Consider the following 21,891-nt stretch of genomic DNA (forward strand, 5'->3'; position numbering starts at 1 on the left):
GCTTCGACGCCCTGAAGGGCACCGGCCCCGCAGCACCGTTCCTCGACCTGCCGCCCGGCGCCCGAGCCGCACCGCGCTCCCCCGCCTGACCGCGCCTGGCCGCACCGGCCGCACCGGCCGCACCGGCATCGCGGTCCCCCTCCCGCCGTGCGCGACGACACCCCGGCCCAACTGCCGCGGCCACGCTGCCCGGCACCACAGTCGTCGCCGGCACCTCCCCGACCCGCCACGCGGCCCTCCCCTGATCCGAGGACCTTCGCCATGCGCACCGTCCCCGCCGCCCCCGCCGTCCGAAGCACCCCCTCCCCCAGCCCCCGCAGGGACCCGCACGACCCAGCCCGCTGGGAACGCCCGGCGCTGGCCGCGGTCCTGGGTGTCGCCGCGCTGCTGTACGCCTGGGGCATGGGGAACGCCGCGCTGCACCCCTACTACGGCGCGGCGGTACGGTCGATGGCCGCCAGTGGGCGGGCCTTCTTCTTCGGAGGGCTCGACGCCAGCGGTTCGATCACCCTGGACAAGCTGCCCGGCGCGTTCTGGCCGGACGCCGTCTCGGTGGGGATCTTCGGCCCGCACACGTGGGCGGTCGCGCTGCCGCATGTGGTCGAGGGCGTGCTCGCCGTGTGGCTGCTGCACCGGATCGTGCGGGCCTGGGCGGGCCCGTTCGCGGCGCTGACCGCCGCGCTGGTCCTGACGTTCACCCCGGTGACCGTGGTGCTGAACAGGGCCACCATCCCGGACACCGCGCTCACGCTGCTGCTGGTGGCGGCCGCCGGGGCACTACAGAAAGCGGTGCGGACGGGGCGGCTGCTCCCGCTCGTCACGTGTGGCGTGTGGGTCGGGCTCGCCTTCCAGACGAAGATGCTCCAGGCGTGGCTCGTCCTGCCGGTGTTCGCCGGGGTCTTCCTGCTCGCCGCGCCCGGCTCACCGGTGCGGAGAGCCGGGCGCGTCCTGCTGAGCGGCGCGGTCGCGCTGGCCGTCTCCTGCTCGTGGGCGCTGATCGCGTGGCTGACGCCCACGGACAGCCGTCCGTACATCGACGCGACGTCGAACAACAACCCGTTCAGCCTGGTCTTCGGCTACAACGGCCTGAGCCGCTTCGGCGACGACGCCACCGCGTTCGGCGCCGTCCCGGCCACCGCCGCGAGCCGGACGACCGGGAACACCGGCTGGGGGATGCTCGTCAACCACGTCGTCGGCCCGCAGATCGCCTGGTTCCTGCCGCTCGCCGCGCTCGCCGTCGTCACCGCCCTGGTCTGGCGTGCCCGGGAGCCGCGGACCGATCCGCTGCGGGCGGGTTTCCTCCTGTGGGGCGGCTGGCTCGCCGTCCACGCCGTGGTGTTCAGCGTCTCCAACGGCAATCACGCCTACTACACGGCCGCCCTCGCGCCGGCGATCGCCGCGCTGGCCGGAGGCGGGCTCGCGCTCCTGCGCACCGCGTACGGGACGGGCGGACGGCGGCGGCTGTGGCTGCCGGGGGCGATCGGGCTGACGGTGGCCTGGGCGCTCGTCCTCGACGGGCCGACCTGGTTCGCTCCCGGGCTGCTGGTGTTCGCCGTGTTCTTCGCGGCCTGCGGGGTGTTCGGCCTGTGGTCGAGCGGGCCGCGTGCCTCGCGGCGCCGGGTCAACGGCTCCCTGGCCACCGGGGTCGCGGCCATGCTGCTCGTGCCGGCCGGCTGGGCCGTCTCGTCCCTCGACCCGCTCTACGCGGGCGCCGCGACGTCCCCGACGGCCGGTCCGGTCGGCGAGTTCCACCACCGGGCCCTGCGCGACCCAGCCGCGCTGCGCCGGGCCGCGCTGGGCCGGCCCAGCGGACGCGACACCGCCCTGCTGGACTACCTCGTCGAACACCGCGCGGGCGAGAAGTACCTGCTGGCGACCCAGGCCGCCTACCCGGCGGAGCGTCTGCTGCGCGCGCAGGCCCAACCCGTGCTCGTCATGGGCGGGTTCACCGGCCGGACGCCCTTCCCCGGTGTCCCCCGGCTCAGCGACCTGATCGCCACGCACCAGCTCCGCTACGTGCTGCTCACCCACCTGCGGCCCACCACCCCCGCCACGACGTGGGTGAAGTCCCACTGCGAGCGGATCCGCTCCTCGGACTACGGCTGGCGCGCCAAAGGCAATTTCGGCCTCTACGACTGCCGCACCCCCGCCGATCGGCGGGGGTAAAACCGCCGACTGCGGGATATACGGGAGAACGGAAATACAAAACACTGCCCACATTCCGTGAAGCCTGAATTCTAATTCTTTTGGTGAGCACCCTCACACCTTCCCGATAAACCGGCGAAGCATTCCCGCCGTCAGACAGGTCGAGAAATTCTTCACGCGAAAGGATTCTTCTTGACCACCACGCGATCCCCGATATCCGCGCGGCGTCGGGCGGACATGGCCGTGCTGGGAGGGGTGCGACCGCCGCTGGCGGCCCTGCCGGTGCTGCTGGCGCTCGTCGCGGGCCTGACGGTGTTCGCCGTCGGCAGCGACGCCGAACACGGCGTCCCCGAGGCCGTCCTCAGCTCCCAGCAGCACATCGCCGAGGACGGGGCGGTCGCGCTCCAGACCGCCGTCGACAAGAACGTCACCGATCTGCGGGTGTCGGCCGCGGACCTCGAAGGGTCCGTCTCCCCGGACGGCATGCTGGCCCGCCTCGACCGGACCGGCCACAAGTGGCGCGGCAGCGCCGTCGTCGACCAGACCACCGGACGGCTGCTCGCCGCGCAGGGCGAGTCCCTGCCGCTCGGGAAGGTGAACCTCCGCGCACTGCCGGCGAACCCGCCCCCGGCCCTGGTGCGGGACGACGCGGGCGTCACCCGGCTGCTGGCCTTCGCGACGCTGACGCGGGGCGGCAAGCAGGAGTTGATCGTCGCCGCGCAGAGCGTGAAGCTCCCGGGCATCACCGTCGGCAAGGACCACACGCTCACCGTCGTGGACCGGGACGGGAACACCCTCGCCTCGACCGGTCCCGCGCCCGGCGTCGTCCGGGCCAAGACGCTGGCCGTGACCGCGGCCCGCCAGGCGCACAGCGCGGGCCCCTCGGACACCGCTGTCGCGGCCGGCGGCTTCGACGGGCCTAGCGGCAGCCTCGTCGGGGCGGCGGACGGCGACAACCGGACCGCCGCCGGGTACGCCGCGGTGGCCCGGGGGACCGCGACGAAGGAGAGCCCGAGCAGCGCGCTCGGGCTGACGGTCGTCACGACGGTCCCGGCCAAGGGGAGCGGGGCCGGGACCGGTGACCTGCGTCTGGCCCTCCTCGCCGCGGCCGTCCTCCTGGTCCTCGCGGCCGGGGTCACCGTCGCCCTGCGTCTGCTGGTGCAGCGGCCCGTGCTGCGGTTGCGCCGCGAGGCGCGGCGGCTCGGCTCGGGCGACCTCACGGCTCCCGTCCCCGTACCCCGCTTCGGGGAACCCGCCCGGATCGGCGCCTCCTTGGAGGCGCTGCGCCTCCAACTCCGGGGCGAGGGCGGGCCGTCCGCGCCGGCCGGGAAGCGGCGCCGGCTCGGGCTGCGCACCGTCGTCGCGCTGAGCGCGTTCGCCCTGGTGGCCTGGCCGACGTCGATGCTCCTGAGCCTCGGCAGCAGCCTGCCGCGTCCCGCCGACGCCGTGCCCCGGGTGATCTCCGACGACCAGCGGCAGCGCACCGAGACGACGGCGGACCGGATGCGCCGGGGGATCAACGACGCGTACGCGGACCTCACTCGGCTCGCGACGGTCGTCGACGCCGCCCGGCCGGAGAAGGCGCGCGAAGTCCTCGACAGGTCGCTGGAGCGGAACGGGCGGTACCGGTCCCTGTATGTCGTGGACGGGTCCGGCGAGATCCTTGTCCAGGCCGGGGGCGAGCCTCGGACCTCGAAGAAGGCTCGGCTCAGGAGCGGGGTCACGCAGGCGAACACGTCCGGGACGGAACCGGTGCTCGCCGCTGTGGCCGCTCAGCCGGGCAAGGGCGCGCAGGCGGTGAAGGGCGCGCCTGTGGGCAAGGGCGCGTCGAAGAAGGCCGAACGCCGTTATGTCGTGGGCGAGTTCAAGGTCCAGTACCTGACGGGCCTCCTCAACCGGCCCGGTCTCGGCTCGGTGTGGCTGGTGGACTCCGAGCAGCGGGTCATCGCGTCCAACAAGGGGTTCGTGGCCTTCGGCCGGGTCTCCGACGGGCGGCTGCGGGCCCGGCTGCGGGCCGACCGCACGGCCAAGGGCTCCGCCGACGTCGTGCTCGGCCGGCGGGATCCGGCGGTCGCCGCGGTGGCGCCGTTCAGCGACAAGCCCGGCGTCGCGAGCGCGCTCGGCTGGAAGGTCGCCTCGATCCGGCCGGTGTTCTGGATCGGGCTGCCCCAGTACGAGGCACAGCGGCGGATCCTGCTCGTCGGTCTGCTGGGGGTGACCGCGGGCGCCCTCTGCGTCGGCTGGCTGTACCTCATCGTCGTCCGTCCACTGCGGGACGTCGCCCAGGGCGCCGAGGCGTTGGCGGGCGGGGATCGCGGGACGGTGCTCTTCCCTCGCTACCACGACGAGGTGGGTTCCATCGCGCGCGGCCTCGAAGTGATCAGGCAGCGGCTGCCCCGCGCCGAGGCGCCGTCCGCGTCCGGGACGTCCGACTCCTCCACGCCCTCGCCCGACCCCTCCGCCTCCCCGCCCGACCCCTCCACTCCGCCGTCCGGCCCCAGGAGCTGACCTGCCGTGCTCTTCCTGTACTGCGTCCTCGCGGCGTGCTGCGCCGGCCTGCTCGTCGCAGGCGTCGTCGAACAGCGCCGCCATGACGCGAACCTCGCCGCCATCCCCACCCGCGTGCTGGTCAACGGCATTCGCGGCAAGTCCTCCATCACCCGGCTGTGCGCGGGCGCGCTGCGCGGCAGCGGTCTGGTGACCGTCGCCAAGACCACGGGCACCGCGGCCCGGTTCATCCACCCCGACGCCACCGAGGAGCCCGTCTACCGCAAGTTCGGCATCGCCAACGTCGTCGAGCAGATCGGCATCGTCCGGCGGGCCGCCGGCTACCGGCCCGACGTCCTCGTCATGGAGTGCATGGCCGTCATGCCACCGCTCCAGGAGATCAACCAGACCAAGCTGATCCGCTCCACCATCGGCGTCCTGTGCAACGTCCGCGAGGACCATCTCGCCGAGATGGGGCCGACGCTGGACGACGTCGCCCGCTCCCTGTGCCGGTCCCTGCCGGTGGGCGGTGTCTGCGTCACCGCCGAGAAGGAGCGCTTCCACATCCTCCAGGAGGAGGCCGACGCCCGGAACTGCGAGCTGGTCTACGCCGACCCGGACACCGTCACCGACGACGAGCTGCGCGGGTTCAGCTGGTTCACCTTCAAGGAGAACGTCGCCATCGCGCTCGCGGTCGCCAACCTGCTCGGCATCGACCGCGCGACCGCGCTCAAGGGGATGTACGACGCGCCGCCGGACCCGGGTGTGCTGTCCGTCGAGCGGTACCGCACCGCCGACGGGAAGCGGCTGCGGTTCGCGAACGTCTTCGCCGCCAACGATCCCGAGTCGACGCTGATGAATATCAACCAGTTGCTCGAACTCGGCGCTATCCAGCGGCCGTTGCATGTCGTCATCAACTGCCGTCCCGACCGGGTGGAGCGCAACGGGCAGATGGGGGCGCTCATTCCCCAGCTCGATCCGGAGACGGTGTTCCTCATCGGGCATCCCACCAAGTCGGCGGCCGACGCGATACCCGGCCACTGGGGTGGGGACGTCGTCGATCTCGGTGGGGAGCGGCGTGATGCCGGTCAGCTCACGGAGGAGTTGCTGGGGCGGCTGGGGGCGGAGTCCTCGGTCGTCGCCATCGGCAATATCCATGGGCAGGGGGAGCTGTTTCTGGAACGGCTCGGGGCGTTGGCAGCTGAGGGTTCCGGCAGCGCTGGGCCGGTGGGCGCGGGGGAGGCCGCTTTGTGGTCCGGCTCGGGTGATGGGGTCTCGTCGTCCGGCGTGGGTGATGGCGTCTCGTCGTCCGGCGCGGGTGACGTCCCCTCGTCGTCCAGCGCGGGTGACGCCGCCTCATCGTCCGGCGCGGGTGACGCCGCCTCATCGTCCGTCGGCTCAGGCGACGCCCTCTCGTCGTCCGGCGCGGGTGACGCCCTCTCGTCGTCCGGCGCGGGTGACGCCGTCTCGTCGTCCGGCGCGGGCGATGTCCCCCCGTCGTCCGGCTCGGGCGACGCCCTCCCGTCCGGTGCCCCTCACAACTCCCCCCATGGAGCGTCCCGTTGATCCCCGCAGTCGTCACGCCTCAGATCGCCGCCATCGGTATCGCCCTGGGGCTGGTGTTCTCCCTCCTGTGCTACCTGACCACGAACCTCTCGCCGGGCGGCATGATCACGCCCGGCTGGCTCGCCCTCACCTTCGTCGAGGATCTGCGGCGGGCCGCGATGGTCGCGGCCGTGGCGGCACTGACATACCTGTTGACCAAGGTGCTGCAGCGCTTCGTCATCCTCTACGGCAAGCGGCTGTTCGCCGCCGTCGTGCTCACCGGGGTTCTGCTCCAGGCGGGGCTCTCGCTGTTGCTCCATCAGCAGTTTCCGCTGCTGTTCGCCCATCAGGCGCTCGGGTTCATCGTGCCCGGGCTGATCGCCTACCAGCTGGAGCGGCAGCCCAAGACGGCGACGGTCCTCTCCACCGGCGCGGTCACCTTCGCCACGTACGTGATTCTGGTGTCCGGGCTGTTGCTGGGCGCGCTGCCGACGACATGAGCCGACCTCTCCTCCCCGGCGCGCGACGCCCTCTCCCCTTCCCGCCCGTCCTCTCGCTCATCGGAGCCGACCAGTGAAACGCCTCCTGCCCAGGATCCGTAGACGTCCCTCGACCAAGAACATGGTTCTGTTCCTGGTGACAGCCGTGCTGCTCGCGGCGAGTTACGGGCTGACCCTGCAACTCCGGCAGCGTGCCGAACGTCCGGCGGCGGTATCCCGGGCATCGGCTCCGGCGGTACCGGCACCGGCGGCTGGGAGTGCGGGGACGGGTGCCGGTGCGGGCGCGGGTTCGGGTGCCGGTGCGGGTACGAGTGCCGGTGCGGGTTCGGGGGTCCAAGCTGACGCCGGCCGGCTGCGCTTCGAGCGGATCGGCAACCCCGCCCGCACGGTCGCCCGCGACCAACTCGGCACCGTCGTCGCCACGTTCACCGACGGCGCCCGCACGGCCGTGCTGACCGGGCCCGGCAGAACCTTCGCGGAGCCGCGCACGACGGACGCCCGAGTCGTCACCAAGAACTGGGTGCGGCTCCTGCCCACGCCGTGGACCCCCGGCGCGGAGCGGAGCGGATGGTTCACGCCGTGGCTCAAGTCCCGGCTCGGCAGCCGCGATCCCGACATCCTCGCCACGGCCTTCGACTACATCGCCGGCGCCCCGGCCCGGACGACGTCAGCGGGAGTCACCTACAGCGGTGCCGCCCGCTACACCCCCGACACCGGGCAGGAGAACCCGAAACAGGGCTCGGACTTCTACGACTACCTCGGCGTCCCCTGGACCTTCCCCGACGCCGTCACCCGCAACCCCGTGAAGGACCGCGCACGCTCCGTCGACAGCTCCGGCTACGTCCGGCTGGTGTACGGATACCGCTCGGGTTTCCCCCTGAACAGCAGAGACGACGCACCGGGCAACGGACTCCGACGCTCCCCCGACGCGATCGCCCACGCCCCCCTCGGCGTCCCCGTCCTCCCCCTCACCGGCCACCGCCCCACCACCCTCCAACAACTCCAACCCGGCGACCTGGTCTTCTTCAGCACACAACAACTCCCCGGCAAACGGCTCGGCCACATCGGCATCTACCTCGGCCTCGACACCGCCGACCACCCCCGCTTCATCTCCAGCCGCAAGAACGCCGGCGGGCCCACCATGGGTGACACGGGCGGCACCTCTCGGCTCGACGGCACCGGCTACTACGCCCAAGCCCTGCGCGCGGCCCGCCGCTTGTAAACCCACTCCAGCTGGACGGACGTCGCCGTTTCTGCGGGTCTGCTCGGGGTGCGGCCGGCCCTTACGCCCGCCTCTGCTCCCGCGGTCAGAGCTGTGCCGGGCCGGGAGCGGGGCGGGGGACTCCGTCCGCTGACCGATGCCGTCGAGACACAAATACCCCGGACGGGGCCCAGGGCCGGTGCTGTTCACCGGCCCTGGGCCGTTGTGCCGTCTACCCGCGCTGACGGTGATGCCGCACATCGCGCGCGTCGTCGTCCCTGCGAGGAGTGCGGTGCGCTCGACGTGAAGAGCGGCTACGACGAGAAACCCGCGTCGCCCGTCCTCGACACATAGCACTCCTGCACAAATCCGTCACACAAGAACTGGCGCACTACACACAGCAAAAAGGCCCAAGTCTCCGACTTGGGCCTCAACACTGAAGCGGGTGACGAGAATCGAACTCGCGCTCTCAGCTTGGGAAGCTGCGATCACCGACGGCAGCTTCGGGCGCTGACCTGGGCGAACGTTTCAGACGAGATGGCATCGCCCTTGTTCGCTTTCACCGTGATACCCCGCTGTTCCCCGCTCTATCTGGTGCGCTTGTGGTGCGGGCGGACATAGCTACAGCGACGACCGGTGGGGTGCTGTCAGCCGGGACCGTCGCCACGGCGTCCGGCGCAAGCGCCTTCGTAGGGCGTCCGAGCACGTCAGCATGTCGTACTCGATATACGCTTGCATTTCGTACTCGATACATGCTCCACTTGGAGTATGACGAATATCCGGCTCACTAAGCCGACGATCGCTGTGCTGGAGGCATTGATCTCCGCAACGAGCGACCAGCCGGCCTGGGGTCTCAGCATCTGCCGTGACGCCGACCTTGGTCCCGGCACCGTCTATCCGATCCTCGACAGGCTCGCCGAACGTGGCTGGGTCATCAGTCGTGAAGAGACTGGCCCCCACCCTGGGCGACCTGCCCGTCGGTTCTATGAACTCACTGGAGTCGGTCGTATGCAGGCGAATGAAGCTCTTGAGGCCAGGAAGGCTCGTCGCTTCGGGCTTGGTCTGGCGGGAGGGGCCGCGTGAGGGTTGGGCGAAAGTACAAGATCTCCTACGGATCAAGCGTCTCCAAGACCGTGGACAGCTTGTCTGTCGAGGATCGCCAAGCCTTCGAACGTGTTTTGCGCGCTCTTCGAGGTGGGGAGCGGTTCGGCACGATCGTCGTTTCCTCGCGGTTCAGCTACAGCTACGTTCAGTTCGCGGACGATCTTTACGTTGGGCTGTCTTGGGTTACGCCGAAGGTGCTGGTGCTCAACGGGATCTATCTGGAGGTCGACAACCGAGACTTCCGGCAGGTGCGACGGCACCAGCTGGCTATGAGGCTCAAGGGTGCCAAAGCGCCCGACGCGACGGCCGCGCGGACCACGTCTATTGCGGCGCGCATCGCCGGACGGAACCGGGCTCATCTGGGTCCCGATTGGGCTGCGGTCCTCGCAGGAGCCCCGGAGCATAACGTCACTTTCTCTGCGCGCCGACAGTGCCTGCTTGCAGTGGGCTTCTTGTTCGCGGCTCTCCGGATGCGTGTGCATGACGTCGCACGTCCGGCCTGGCGCCCCGTTGACTGGCTGTTGAGTGCTTCGTCCCGGACGAACGCGTTGATCACGGGTGTAGTGGGCGCCCAAGCGATCTACATCGTCGATGACGGCGGCCTGCCAGCTCTGGTGACCGAGGTGTGGGAGCCCTGCGGAATCCTAGGGACGGCGTTGTTCGTGCTGGCGCGCTGGATCCGCCGCCTTCGAGGTATCGAGCTAGCCGTGCCGGAAGGCGAGCGCGCCGACTAGGGGACGTCCTGCGGCTGCGCGGACTGCCGTCAAAGGCCCCGGATCTTGATCGGTCCGGGGCCTTTTGGCTGGTGCCCCCGCAGGATTCGAACCTGCGACACCCGCTTTAGGAGTTCGATCTCGGTCTGACCCCGTGGAAGCTCCCCTTACTCTCCGGGGCCGTATGCAGCTGCCGGGGGTCACCGCCGTCCATGGCTGTTGATGTCAGCGATGGATGTCAACGGAACAGGCTAGCACTGCATACCGGTAGTTCGTTAAATCCGGCGGTGATGTGGGTTGACGACGGGGCGGGTCGCCCGTAGGCCGGTGGTAGGAGTCAACTGCTCTGTTGGGGGCTGGAGATGACTGCTCGCCGTCCGTGTCCGCCTGCGCCGGGGCCGTTGGAGGAGTACGCGGCCCGGTTCGACGACCTCTTCTTCAGCTTGGCTCAGCGGCGAGGTTTTCGTGAGTATCTGACCGGGTTGCTGGCGCCGCGGGAGCGGAACAAGACGATCACCTGCCTGGCCGGGGCGGAGCCGGTGGCAGGTGCGGGCACGCCGGGGGTGCAGCGGCTGCAGTTCTTCCTCTCGGAGTCGCCCTGGGAGGCCGAGGAGGTCAACGACCGGCGGCTTGAGCTGCTGCGCGAGCAGCCGGCGACCGCTCCGCATGACGGCGGGGTCATCGTGATCGACGACTCAGGGGACCGCAAGGACGGCACGGCTACCGCCAACGTGGGCCGGCAGTGGCTGGGTCGGCTGGGCAAGACGGACAACGGCATCGTCACGGTGACCACGGTGTGGACCGACGGCCGCGTGTACTACCCGCTGCACGCCCGGCCCTACACGCCCGCCCATCGCTTCGCCCGCGGCCGGTCCGACCCGGCTTTCCGCACGAAACCGCAGCTGTCCGCCGCCCTCGCGGCCCGAGCCAAAGAGGCGGGCTTCGCCTGCCGGGCGGTGGTCGCCGACTGCGCCTACTCCGTGAGCGACGACTGGTACCTCGCGCTGCGCGACGCGGGCCTTCCCTACGTCGTGGCACTCAGGCCGCACCGCGGCACCTGGGCCCGCTCCGACCAGCCGCACACCCCCATCGATGCCGCCCGCGCCCTGGCCGGTACCGACCCGGAACATCCGGGTGACTGGACACGAGTTGAGCGCCACTTCCGCGACGGGCACACCGAGACCTGGTGGGCCGCGGATACCCGCCTGGGCGGCTACGGACCCGACTCCCCGTGCCGCCTGGTGGTGGCCACCACCGATCCGGGTGTGCTGCCGGAGAAGGCCACCTGGTTCCTGGCCACCAACCTGCCCCACCCCGACGCCCCGCACGCCGACACCAGCCCACACCCGTCGGCCGACCTCGCCGAAATCGTGCGGCTCTACGGGCTGCGGCCGTGGATCGAGCAGAGCTACAAGCAGATCAAGGACGAACTCGGCTGGGCCGACTTCCAAGTCCGCTCCGACCGCGCCATCCGCCGCCACCAGACCCTGGTCAACTGCGCCTTCTCCTTCTGCTGGGACCAGTGGTTCGCACCGCCCGGACCACTTGATGCCACCGCGCCGGATCCGTGCCCTGATGACGGGCCAGAGAGGGGGCCCAGCCGCACCCCACCAGCACCAACAGCCTTGCTGGCCCAGGGCCTTACGGGCCGTCCGTTCCTGGCTCACCCCCGCCGTCACCCTCCACCGGTGGTGGCAAGCCTGGACGGACAAGGACCCACCCTCCGAGCTCCAGGCCCTGATCGACGCAGTCACGGCCGGACACGGCCTTGACCTCTACTACCGGATTTAACGAACTACCGATACTGACCATCAATGCGTGGTGTCGGGAGGGCTGACGGCTATTGATCCCTGCGGTATGCCGTCTGTATGAGGTATGCGCAGGGCGGTGGCCTGACCGCCGAGCGGCGGGCGTTTCGGGAGCGGTTGCGCATGGAGGCCGCCGACCGCTTTGTCCGCGGTGAGGAGACGGCCGTGATCGCCCGGGACCTGCGGGTCACCACTCGCTCGGTGCAGCGGTGGCGGAAGGCCTGGAACGAGAACGGACTGCCGTCCCTGGCGTCCAAGGGGCCGGCCTCGGTGCCGTTGCTGAGCGACGAGCTGTTCGCGGTGCTGGAGAGAGAGCTGGACAGGGGCCCGGTCGCGCATGGCTGGCCGGACCAGACCTGGACCCTGTCGAGGATCAAGACGCTGATCGGCCGCCGCTTCCACAAGAGTTACACCGTCCAGGGAGTGGCGGTCCTGCTCAAGCGGCACGGCTGGACCTGCCAGGTTCCCGCCCGCCGCGCGGTGGAACGGGACGAGCAGGCGGTGGCCGGCTGGGGGAAGGAAACCTGGCCGCAGGTGGAAGGATGCGGGCGGCACGCGACGCCTGGCTCGTCTTCGAGGACGAGGCCGGCTTCACGCTGACGCCGCCCACCACCCGCACTTGGGCCCGCCGCGGCCATACCCCCGTGGTGCACGTCCGTGGCCGCTCCCGGCGCCGCCTGTCGGTCGCCGCCCTGCTCTGCTACAAACCCGGTCATCCCACCCGACTGATCCACCGGCCGCGGGCCGACCCCCGCCGCGACGGGCGCAAGTCCTTCGCCTGGACCGACTACCGCGACCTTCTCCAGGCCGCTCACCAGCAGCTCGGCGGAAACATGGTGCTGGTCTGGGACAACCTCAACACCCACCTCGCAGCCGGTATGCGCCGCTACATCACCGACCGCGACTGGCTCACCGCCTACCAACTGCCCTCCTACGCGCCCGACCTCAACCCGGTCGAGGGCATCTGGTCCGTCCTGCGGCGCACCACCCTGGCCAACCGAGCCTTCGCCGATCCCCACGAACTGATCACCGCTGTCCGCCGGGGCCTACGCCAACTGCAGTACCGCAGCAACGTGCTCGACGGCTGCCTCAGCGGGACCGGCCTGCCCTGGCCTCACTACAACGACACCACGCATTGATGGTCAGTATCGGTAGTTCGTTAAATCCGGTAGTAGAGGTCAAGGCCGTGTCCGGCCGTGACTGCGTCGATCAGGGCCTGGAGCTCGGAGGGTGGGTCCTTGTCCGTCCAGGCTTGCCACCACCGGTGGAGGGTGACGGCGGGGGTGAGCCAGGAACGGACGGCCCGTAAGGCCCTGGGCCAGCAAGGCTGTTGGTGCTGGTGGGGTGCGGCTGGGCCCCCTCTCTGGCCCGTCATCAGGGCACGGATCCGGCGCGGTGGCATCAAGTGGTCCGGGCGGTGCGAACCACTGGTCCCAGCAGAAGGAGAAGGCGCAGTTGACCAGGGTCTGGTGGCGGCGGATGGCGCGGTCGGAGCGGACTTGGAAGTCGGCCCAGCCGAGTTCGTCCTTGATCTGCTTGTAGCTCTGCTCGATCCACGGCCGCAGCCCGTAGAGCCGCACGATTTCGGCGAGGTCGGCCGACGGGTGTGGGCTGGTGTCGGCGTGCGGGGCGTCGGGGTGGGGCAGGTTGGTGGCCAGGAACCAGGTGGCCTTCTCCGGCAGCACACCCGGATCGGTGGTGGCCACCACCAGGCGGCACGGGGAGTCGGGTCCGTAGCCGCCCAGGCGGGTATCCGCGGCCCACCAGGTCTCGGTGTGCCCGTCGCGGAAGTGGCGCTCAACTCGTGTCCAGTCACCCGGATGTTCCGGGTCGGTACCGGCCAGGGCGCGGGCGGCATCGATGGGGGTGTGCGGCTGGTCGGAGCGGGCCCAGGTGCCGCGGTGCGGCCTGAGTGCCACGACGTAGGGAAGGCCCGCGTCGCGCAGCGCGAGGTACCAGTCGTCGCTCACGGAGTAGGCGCAGTCGGCGACCACCGCCCGGCAGGCGAAGCCCGCCTCTTTGGCTCGGGCCGCGAGGGCGGCGGACAGCTGCGGTTTCGTGCGGAAAGCCGGGTCGGACCGGCCGCGGGCGAAGCGATGGGCGGGCGTGTAGGGCCGGGCGTGCAGCGGGTAGTACACGCGGCCGTCGGTCCACACCGTGGTCACCGTGACGATGCCGTTGTCCGTCTTGCCCAGCCGACCCAGCCACTGCCGGCCCACGTTGGCGGTAGCCGTGCCGTCCTTGCGGTCCCCTGAGTCGTCGATCACGATGACCCCGCCGTCATGCGGAGCGGTCGCCGGCTGCTCGCGCAGCAGCTCAAGCCGCCGGTCGTTGACCTCCTCGGCCTCCCAGGGCGACTCCGAGAGGAAGAACTGCAGCCGCTGCACCCCCGGCGTGCCCGCACCTGCCACCGGCTCCGCCCCGGCCAGGCAGGTGATCGTCTTGTTCCGCTCCCGCGGCGCCAGCAACCCGGTCAGATACTCACGAAAACCTCGCCGCTGAGCCAAGCTGAAGAAGAGGTCGTCGAACCGGGCCGCGTACTCCTCCAACGGCCCCGGCGCAGGCGGACACGGACGGCGAGCAGTCATCTCCAGCCCCCAACAGAGCAGTTGACTCCTACCACCGGCCTACGGGCGACCCGCCCCGTCGTCAACCCACATCACCGCCGGATTTAACGAACTACCGGTAGGAGTCCAAAACGGAGTCGACTCCTTTGCAACCTCAGAATTCGTCCGGTCTCCAACCGGTCGAATAGAGATCGAAAGCAGTAATAGCTCTTTGAAGGCGCGACCCAATTTCTTGACCTGCGAGGGATTCTTTGAGCTGTTCGACCGCAGAAGATAGTCGACTCTCGCCGCCATAGACAGAAATTAGCGGTTCCCAGGCGAGTCTATCCTCAGAGTTTACTACTACACTTCCAATCATATTGCTCCTGCTGGGAGAGAGCGCCGTTTCGAGGAGTCTGGCTGTTACTTCAGAAGAATCGGCTGACGCGATAGCAAGCTCGCCTGACTCGGCATCGCAGTCGATCACTTGAACCACAGTCCGCAGCAACTCTCTCTCTGTGCGCAATGCATCCGCGGGCGCCGACTTCAAGTACTCCTGTAGGTTGGCTCGAAGTTCTGTCTCAAGCTCCGGGGTGATGATTTGCCCCTCCGAATGCTGCCGCTTCCCCACCAAAGAGAGAAACCTGAGACGGGCGTACGGACTTTTGGTGGCTTGATAGATGGTCCGCGCCACCAGATCCGCATTCGCGGGTTCGACTCGTTGCATTAGTTTTTTCGACGGCCGAAGTGCGGTGTAATCGCGGCCAACATCGAGCATGCCAGATGATTCCTCGCTGAACCGGGAGAGCAAGTCCAGAAGCGCCACTACGACTGGCGGGATGCGGCTACTGTCGATCGTGTCCACATGGGATAGGAAGCGGTCCAGAGCGTCTTCGAGATGGTGATCTGGGACTGCCGCAAGGGCATTTCTGAACGCCTCGTCATCTCCGGCTGCGTAAACGATCGAGTCCACCTGGCTGCTTGGGGCGGCGCCCGAGGGCAGCTCGCGATGGAGGTAATACTTCAGAACGGTAGCGTGGGCTACTCGACGATCGCGGCGCCATGCTTGCAGGGAATCATTTCCGTGCCACATGTTTTCTGTGTGAACCTGGGCTGCCGGAAAGACGTACCGAATCAGGGCCCGCCCAGTGTCATCTGGCAGCTCCGCTTGGAGGGCTGTCACGACTTCGGCATCGGCATCCAAGATTGATTGGTTGCGTGTTTCCGTTTGCCAGCCGTAGACCGCCGTGAGCGCGCGAACGTTCTGAGCGATTAGGTCGTGTGCGGACGGCCTCATTACTCGGATTGCTTCGAGGGCCACGAGGTCCGGAAGGGCCACCTCGTCAGCCGCAGAGCGAACTGTAAGCGTGAGAGACGACAAGAATCTTTTGACGTCCCTAACTGTGTGGAAAAGAGGTCTCACCACTTGCCAGAACACGTCAGGGAAGCGGTTCTCACCCGAGGCCGTTAGCGGTACATTGGAGAGAGCTGTAAGCATTCCTGTGCGAAGGACAGAAGCCAATGCCTCGTCTGCGGCCGGCGGCACTTCAACGGACGTCTTTACGATCTTCTCAAGGTAGGCAGCCCCGTTAAGTCCTTCTTCGCCCAATGCGCTTTCTACCACGCTCCTGTCGAAGCACAGAAGGTAAACGACGTTGGGAAAGGATCCATTGAGTCGGACAAGGCGAAAGAGGTCGCGAATCTCCTGGCGTGTGAGGCGGTCAATATCGTCGATTAGGACGACGATTCTCCCGTCCAGCTTAGTCAAGGCCTCAGATATTTCGATTCTTTGGTCATGGATACTTGCAGTGAGAGCCTGAGATACTCCTTCCGCGGTCTTCTGTGCTACGTCAAGTATTTGCCCAGCCACTGGTATGAATTTGACGGGCGATAGGGATGTCGAATACTTGCTGAACTTCTCTGCAATATTTGCGGTAGCATCCTTGAGTCGCTTCTTTCCGCTCCGTTCGCTTCTTAGTTGCCTGGTCATTTCATCGAAAAAGAAGCGGATTAGTTGATCGGTTCCCGAGAAGAACCAAGGGTTGAACTCAATGACCTGTATGGTTTCCTTTTCCTGCAGGATATTCGCGGTCAGATTTAGTAGCGATGTCTTTCCGGTGCCCCACTTGCCAGTAATTGCCACTACGGCGCCGCGATCGGCATTCATCTCTTGCACTTCGTCGGCTATGGCTACTGCCAGGCGTGACCGGTTCAGAAGGTCATCGTCGGAGTTGAGAATTGGGTCATCGCCTGCAAAGAGGGCCGATTGGCTTCCGTCGCCGTGGGCTGAATCAGTCATGACATCACCTGACTTAAGGGATACCTTTGATTCGCAGCCTATCTGTGCTAGCCCGCGTTGTCCCGACTTTGCGGTTGTCTGTCGGAGGAGCGCACAACTAGGTCGGTGGAGCGGCTTTGGGCTGGAGCTGCTTTGGCGCGAGTGATCATGGCCCCGTAAGCTTCCGGCGCGTCGGGCAGTCTGTGGACCTGCCCGCTAAAGCACGACGTTGGGGCCATGATCTTCGAGGCTCGCGCCAAAGTGGCTGCCTAAAGCCGTGGAGCCGACCGCCCCAGCCACAGAGGGTGTCTCTCACTTCATGCCCGCAGCCGCTAGCGCGCCGCCGGGCGCGGCCAGCCGGGGCGAAGACAGGAGGCAGGCCGCGCCCGGCGGCGCGCGCCCGCGCCGTGCGCGGGCCTTGAACCAGTAGAGAAAGTTGTAACGCACCTCCGTGCAGGGCTATGCGGAGAACCCCCGAGCCACGATGACCATGATGGTGACGACCCACAGAGCCGCGCTGACGGTGATGGCGATCGCTCGTGCTCTGCTCACGCGGGCTCCAGCTCGGCGGGATCGGTCGACCACTCGACCCCACCGTTCACGGGGCGTACGAACGCCTTGGTCTGCGCGTGGCGGTCCCCGATGGGGCTGGCCGGGTCCACCCAGTCGGAGATCACGTCCGTCAGGATGCCGATGCGGACACCATCGGTGACCTTCTGGCCGATGAGCTGTGCCGTGACCATCACTTCCCCCTCTCGGCAGCACAGTCGGGACATGCCTCGAAGGGGCACGGAGCGTAGACAGGCGCGGGCAGTTCGACCTTCCCGCTCTCGGGATCGACGGTTCCGCCGTATGCGATCCGCCAGTCCCTCTCCGGTTCCTCCAGGCCACCCAGGAGCCGAACGATCTGAGGCAGACCCGCCGCTTGCACGCGGCTCCCTGCGGCCCGGCCCGACGACTTCACCGGGACCTCTTCGCGCGCTTCTTCGGCTGGTAGCAGGCGTAATGCCGGTAGTCGGGTACAACCTGCCCGCCCCCGATATGGTCGGCGGCCAACCGCACCGCTTTCTCCTCGGCGCCGATCGGCCCCTTGCAGTCGGCGCAGACATAGCCGGAAGGGGCATAGGTCGTGTACGCGATCGGCGCCACCTGGTCGCCACCGCGCCGGCCTTCGTTCTCGCTGGTCCTGTCGGACACGTTTCTCAACTCCTCTTGTTATTCGACTCACTTGGGTGGCCATTGAGATGGCCGACTGACATCGACCGTGCGATGTGTTCAGCTGGGGAAGGCGCCGCGTACAACTCGGCAGTGACCGTGTGGCCCTGCCCGCTCCGGTGCACGACGACCCGATGAGCGATCGCGCTGACCATCTCCAGCCCTCGCCCGTGCTCGGCGTCCTGCTCCTGGTGCTCGGCCTTCGGTGCCGTCCCGGTCCTGCCGTGGTCGGTCACGGAGACCGCGACGACCTGTTCCGAGACCGCAAGCGCGAGGTGGAAGCTCCCGGCCTCCAGCCCGCTGGCGGTGTGCAGGATCGCGTTCGCGCTCAGTTCGCTGACGATCAGCTCGGCGTCATCGACGAACGGCGATCCGCGCAGAACATCCCGAGTCCATCGCCGGGCGCGACCAACTTCCTCCGGAATTCCTGGGCAACTGAGCCCCCAGACCCGGACTCGACTCATATACTCGTGCATACGAGTTACTTCGTGCTGGTAGGCCGCCATGTGCAGCGGGTCAGAGTTAGACGAGTTTCACGCCGTCGTGTGCGCGAACGGCAGGCGGCGACGCCGAGTCCAACGCGTCCAGAACACGGATCGCGTATGCCTCATCGGCAAGCTCGGAGACTTCCTCACGAGTGGCCCACCGCAGCGCGCGGGTCTCACTCCCGGTCGTAGGGGTACCGTCGGCCGCCTCGCACCGGAACACCAGGGAGACGATCAGCCCGGTCATGTTCTTGTAGACGCCGGTCAGAGTCGCGGGAAGCGCGATCTTGATGCCGGTCTCTTCGAGGACTTCGCGCTGAAGGGCCTCGGGAATGGTCTCCTCGCGTTCGAGGACACCCCCAGGCGGCTCCCACTTCCCGTTGTCCCGCCGCTGGATCAGAAGGCCTCGGCCACGGTCATCAACGACGACCCCGGCCACGCTCACGGAATGCGGACGTTCCAAGCTCACGTTCCTCGGCCCTCCCGGCTGGCTAGAGTCTCCACGGTAGCAACACCGCTCGCGCGCTCGTCTAGATATCTAAAGGAGTACATATGAGCCCTTCCCTCCCTTCGGGCCTCCTCGGCACGCTCGATCCGACGAGCGACCGGGCGGTTTTCAGGCAGATCGCTGACCAACTTCGCGAGGCCATCGACCGTGGCCGTTTCAGGGAAGGCGAGAAGCTGCCCTCGGAAGCTGAGCTGGTCGACCACTTCGGCGTCTCCCGCATGACGGTCCGCAACTCCTTCTCGATCCTCCAGGGCGAGGGCTTGGTCCACGCCGAACACGGCAAGGGCGTCTTCGTCCGCCCCCGCCCACCCGTCCGCCGCCTCGCCTCGGACCGCTTCACCCGCCGCCACCGCGAGCAAGGCAAATCGGCGTTCATCGTCGAGGCGGACACCGTCGGCGGCCACCCCCAGGTCGACAGCCTCGAAGTCAAGGAGATCAAGGCCAGCCCGGACATCTCCGCCCGCCTCGGCTCCGTCCGCCGTGTCCTCTCCCGCTACCGCCGCTACCTCCTGGACGGCCGCCCGGTCGAGTTCGCGACGTCCTACCTCCCCCTCGACATCGCACGCGGCACCCAGATCGCCGAACCCAACCCCGGCCCCGGCGGCATCTACGCCCGCCTGGAAGACCTCGGCCACCGCCTGGACCACTTCGACGAAGAGATCCGCTCCCGCATGCCCTCACCCGCCGAAGTGAAGACCCTCAACCTCGCCGCCGGCGTCCCGGTCTTCCACCTGATCCGCACCGCCTACGACACCGAAGGCCGCGCGGTCGAAGTCTGCGACACAGTCATGGCCTCCGACGCGTACGTCCTCTCCTACCGACTCCCCGCCACGTGACGGTCATGACCGCCAGCGGCGCGCGTGTATCTCGACACACTCACACGTCTAGACGAGTAGCCAAGTTGAAGACCGAAGTGACCCTCGCTCACGAGCGAGACGCCGGTGACGCCAGGGACGCCCCAGGTACTACGGGTATGACAGGGGTCCGGCGCCGATATGGTGCCGACCCCCCGTCGTCGTACGGGAAACCCCGTAATACCTCAGGCGTCGAGCACCTGCCCCGACCGCTTCACCACCGGGGGTTCAACGGACCAGGGGAAGTTGATCCAGTCGTCCGTGCGCTTCCAGACGTAGTCGCACTTCACGAGGGAGTGGGACTTCTCGTAGATGACGGCGCTGCGGACCTCGGCGACGGTGTCGAGGCAGAAGTCGCGGACCAGTTTGAGGGTCTTGCCGGTGTCGGCGACGTCGTCCGTGATCAGTACCTTCTTGTCGGAGAAGTCGATGACGTTGGGGACGGGGGCCAGCATGACCGGCATTTCGAGGGTCGTCCCGACGCCGGTGTAGAACTCGACGTTCACCAGGTGGATGTTCTTGCAGTCCAGCGCGTACGCCAGGCCGCCGGCGACGAAGACGCCGCCGCGGGCGATGGACAGGACGATGTCCGGCTCGTACCCGTCGTCGGCGATGGTCTGGGCCAGTTCGCGGACGGCGGCGCCGAAGCGGTCGTAGGTCAGGTTCTCACGTACGTCTGTCATACCTACGGCCTCATACCTGGGTCCGATGGAAGCTGCGGAAGGAGCGGGAGGCGGTCGGGCCGCGCTGCCCCTGGTAGCGGGAGCCGTACCGCTCGCTCCCGTAGGGGAACTCGGCGGGCGAGCTGAGGCGGAACATGCACAGCTGGCCGATCTTCATCCCCGGCCACAGCTTGATGGGGAGCGTGGCGAGGTTGGAGAGTTCGAGGGTGACGTGGCCGCTGAAGCCGGGGTCGATGAAACCCGCGGTGGAGTGGGTGACGAGGCCCAGCCGGCCGAGGGAGGACTTGCCCTCCAGACGGGAGGCGAGGTCGTCCGGGAGAGTGATCACCTCGTAGGTGGACGCGAGGACGAACTCCCCCGGGTGGAGGATGAACGGCTCGTCCCCCTCAGGTTCTACGAGTCTCGTCAGGTCCGCCTGCTCGACCGAGGGGTCGATGTGCGGGTAGCGGTGGTTCTCGAACACCCGGAAGAACCGGTCCAGTCGTACGTCGATGCTGGACGGCTGCACCATTGATTCGTCGTAGGGATCGATCCGTACCCGCCCGGCGTCGATCTCGGCCCGGATGTCCTTGTCTGAGAGAAGCACGCCCCGAGGATACGCAAGACGCGCGGAGTCGCCCCAATCGGACGGCTCCACGCGTCGGGATCACCGCTGGCCACCGCTCCTTCGCGGCGGCGCCTTCGCTACTGCGTCTTCTCCACGGCGACCGGAACCGCGCTGCGGAGCCGGGCGCACCGGGGACATCGGACGAGGCGTCCGGGGCCGAGCCGGTCGGCCTGCTGCATCGGGAACGAAGCGGTGCTGAACACGTGCCCATCGGCACAACGGACGACGGTGCGCTCCATCAAGTCCAAGAGTCCCTTCCCCATGAACCGCGTCACCTCTGGCGGGGATGCCGTGACGACGGACGTCACATTACGGGATGAAAGGGACGGGCCTCCAGGCGCCGCTCCGGGTTCACGGAACCCTCTTCCACCTCTCCACCGTACGCCCCAACTCCCGCCCCACGAACCCCGATCCGCCCCCTGACCCCACCCTCCCCGCCCCCGCTTCCGCCACCCCCCGCTCCCCATGAGGTAGAGTGACAGAGCAGTCGGACACCGGAACTCATCCCGGCCCGATTTTTTGCGGGTGTAGTTTAATGGTAGAACATCAGCTTCCCAAGCTGAGAGCGCGAGTTCGATTCTCGTCACCCGCTTCATGATTAAGGCCCGAGTCAGGAACTCGGGCCTTTTTGATTTTCGGCTGTACGGGTTGTTCGGGTCACCACTGCCGGTGGTCCGGGGACCAGCGGCAACGGTGTGCGCAGCGAGGGGGAGGAGTGGTGGCTTCGTGTGTGGCGTTCGGATGTGCTGTGGTTCGGGCCGGGTCGGTGCCCGCTGTTGTCTTGGCAGGGGCGGGCATCGGGCGCTGCCGCGTCGGGGGCAATCGGGCGTCGTCGTGTTCGGAACAGTGGTGGTCGTCGGCCACTGACACCTCACCCGTGGCCGATTACGCTTTCAGCGGGCTGGGTTGTTGATCTGTGTGGGGAGGCGGGTATGTCGGGGGTGCGGCGGTGGTGGGGGGTGTTGGCGGCGGTGGGGGGTGATCGGGTTGTCGGGTGGGTTGCGTTGGGGGCTGTTGGGGCGGTTGTGGGGGCTTCGTTGGTGGTGGGGAGCGGGGAGGGTGGGGCGCGGGTGAGGCTTGCGGATGTTGGGGGGTGGTTGGTGAGTGGGGCGCGGGGGGAGGTCGCGCATGTGCAGGGGCTGACCGGGGATGTGGAGGGGAGGGTCGCGTTGTCAGTCGGGGGCTCGGGGGATTCGGTTTCGGTTGCTCAGG

Annotated in this window: 19 protein-coding genes and 1 tRNA gene; 11 read left to right on the forward strand and 9 right to left on the reverse strand. The window is 68.2% G+C overall.

Going from position 1 to position 21,891, the window contains the following annotated elements:
* Positions 1–261 precede the first annotated feature (261 nt).
* The 9 genes from IAG44_RS18670 to IAG44_RS44760 all read left to right on the forward strand — a co-directional run bounded on the left by IAG44_RS18670 (position 262) and on the right by IAG44_RS44760 (position 12,642).
* The gene (locus IAG44_RS18670; RefSeq protein WP_187748238.1) at positions 262–2,166 is read left to right on the forward strand and encodes an ArnT family glycosyltransferase; all 1,905 of its coding nucleotides are present in this window, start codon (positions 262–264) and stop codon (positions 2,164–2,166) included.
* Between the two features lie 171 nt (positions 2,167–2,337).
* On the forward strand, positions 2,338–4,653 hold the full coding sequence (locus IAG44_RS18675) for a HAMP domain-containing protein (RefSeq protein ID WP_246561845.1): 2,316 nt from the start codon (positions 2,338–2,340) through the stop codon (positions 4,651–4,653).
* Between the two features lie 6 nt (positions 4,654–4,659).
* Positions 4,660–6,198, forward strand: coding sequence for a poly-gamma-glutamate synthase PgsB (gene pgsB, locus IAG44_RS18680; protein ID WP_246561848.1), 1,539 nt, complete (start codon positions 4,660–4,662; stop codon positions 6,196–6,198).
* A complete protein-coding gene (locus IAG44_RS18685; protein WP_187748239.1) occupies positions 6,195–6,677 on the forward strand; it encodes a poly-gamma-glutamate biosynthesis protein PgsC/CapC in 483 nt (160 codons plus the stop codon). Before pgsB ends, IAG44_RS18685 begins: the two co-directional genes overlap by 4 nt.
* Before the next feature lie 121 nt (positions 6,678–6,798).
* Complete coding sequence (locus IAG44_RS18690) at positions 6,799–7,899, forward strand: NlpC/P60 family protein (RefSeq protein WP_246561851.1); 1,101 nt, start codon at positions 6,799–6,801, stop codon at positions 7,897–7,899.
* Between the two features lie 747 nt (positions 7,900–8,646).
* Positions 8,647–8,961 carry a PadR family transcriptional regulator gene (locus IAG44_RS18695; protein ID WP_187748240.1) on the forward strand — a complete coding sequence of 105 codons (315 nt, stop codon included), beginning with the start codon at positions 8,647–8,649 and terminating at the stop codon, positions 8,959–8,961.
* A 59-nt stretch (positions 8,962–9,020) separates the two neighbouring features.
* Positions 9,021–9,716 carry a hypothetical protein gene (locus IAG44_RS18700; RefSeq protein WP_187748241.1) on the forward strand — a complete coding sequence of 232 codons (696 nt, stop codon included), beginning with the start codon at positions 9,021–9,023 and terminating at the stop codon, positions 9,714–9,716.
* A 341-nt stretch (positions 9,717–10,057) separates the two neighbouring features.
* A complete protein-coding gene (locus IAG44_RS18705; RefSeq protein WP_187748242.1) occupies positions 10,058–11,467 on the forward strand; it encodes an IS701 family transposase in 1,410 nt (469 codons plus the stop codon).
* Positions 11,468–11,563: 96 nt separating this feature from the next.
* Positions 11,564–12,642 (forward strand): IS630 family transposase gene (locus tag IAG44_RS44760; protein ID WP_425508456.1). Its coding sequence is split into 2 segments (ribosomal slippage): positions 11,564–12,007 and positions 12,010–12,642, totalling 1,077 coding nucleotides; the frame shifts between segments, so codons are not numbered across the junction.
* Between the two features lie 39 nt (positions 12,643–12,681).
* Here IAG44_RS44760 and IAG44_RS18720 read toward each other — a convergent pair.
* From IAG44_RS18720 to IAG44_RS18745, 6 genes are all read right to left on the reverse strand, one after another.
* Positions 12,682–14,091, reverse strand: coding sequence for an IS701 family transposase (locus IAG44_RS18720; protein WP_187748242.1), 1,410 nt, complete (start codon positions 14,089–14,091; stop codon positions 12,682–12,684).
* A gap of 133 nt (positions 14,092–14,224) precedes the next feature.
* Positions 14,225–16,348: a KAP family P-loop NTPase fold protein gene (locus IAG44_RS18725; protein ID WP_187748245.1), complete on the reverse strand. Its 2,124-nt coding sequence runs from the start codon at positions 16,346–16,348 to the stop codon at positions 14,225–14,227.
* A gap of 527 nt (positions 16,349–16,875) precedes the next feature.
* Positions 16,876–17,070, reverse strand: a complete 195-nt coding sequence (locus IAG44_RS18730; RefSeq protein WP_187748246.1) for a hypothetical protein — start codon at positions 17,068–17,070, stop codon at positions 16,876–16,878.
* 217 nt (positions 17,071–17,287) lie between these two features.
* Entirely contained in the window at positions 17,288–17,524 is a 237-nt protein-coding gene (locus tag IAG44_RS18735; RefSeq protein ID WP_187748247.1) for a hypothetical protein, read from the reverse strand.
* A gap of 5 nt (positions 17,525–17,529) precedes the next feature.
* Positions 17,530–18,018, reverse strand: coding sequence for an ATP-binding protein (locus tag IAG44_RS18740; RefSeq protein ID WP_187752756.1), 489 nt, complete (start codon positions 18,016–18,018; stop codon positions 17,530–17,532).
* Between the two features lie 46 nt (positions 18,019–18,064).
* Positions 18,065–18,472 (reverse strand): NUDIX hydrolase, encoded by a 408-nt coding sequence (locus tag IAG44_RS18745; protein WP_187752757.1) that lies wholly within the window; start codon positions 18,470–18,472, stop codon positions 18,065–18,067.
* Between the two features lie 107 nt (positions 18,473–18,579).
* Here IAG44_RS18745 and IAG44_RS18750 point away from each other — a divergent pair, with 107 nt between their 5' ends.
* A complete protein-coding gene (locus IAG44_RS18750) occupies positions 18,580–19,371 on the forward strand; it encodes a GntR family transcriptional regulator (RefSeq protein WP_187748248.1) in 792 nt (263 codons plus the stop codon).
* A gap of 203 nt (positions 19,372–19,574) precedes the next feature.
* Here the strand turns inward: IAG44_RS18750 and IAG44_RS18755 are convergent, their stop codons facing one another.
* From IAG44_RS18755 to IAG44_RS18765, 3 genes are all read right to left on the reverse strand, one after another.
* The gene (locus tag IAG44_RS18755) at positions 19,575–20,072 is read right to left on the reverse strand and encodes a phosphoribosyltransferase (protein WP_187748249.1); all 498 of its coding nucleotides are present in this window, start codon (positions 20,070–20,072) and stop codon (positions 19,575–19,577) included.
* A 10-nt stretch (positions 20,073–20,082) separates the two neighbouring features.
* Positions 20,083–20,658 (reverse strand): dCTP deaminase, encoded by a 576-nt coding sequence (dcd, locus tag IAG44_RS18760; protein ID WP_187748250.1) that lies wholly within the window; start codon positions 20,656–20,658, stop codon positions 20,083–20,085.
* A 98-nt stretch (positions 20,659–20,756) separates the two neighbouring features.
* Positions 20,757–20,942: a hypothetical protein gene (locus IAG44_RS18765; RefSeq protein ID WP_187748251.1), complete on the reverse strand. Its 186-nt coding sequence runs from the start codon at positions 20,940–20,942 to the stop codon at positions 20,757–20,759.
* Positions 20,943–21,200: 258 nt separating this feature from the next.
* On the opposite strand from IAG44_RS18765, the gene IAG44_RS18770 reads away from it, so the two are divergent.
* Positions 21,201–21,271 (forward strand) — tRNA-Gly (locus IAG44_RS18770).
* Positions 21,272–21,891 lie beyond the last annotated feature (620 nt).

The sequence above is a fragment of the Streptomyces roseirectus genome (assembly GCF_014489635.1).
GTDB lineage: Bacteria > Actinomycetota > Actinomycetes > Streptomycetales > Streptomycetaceae > Streptomyces > Streptomyces roseirectus.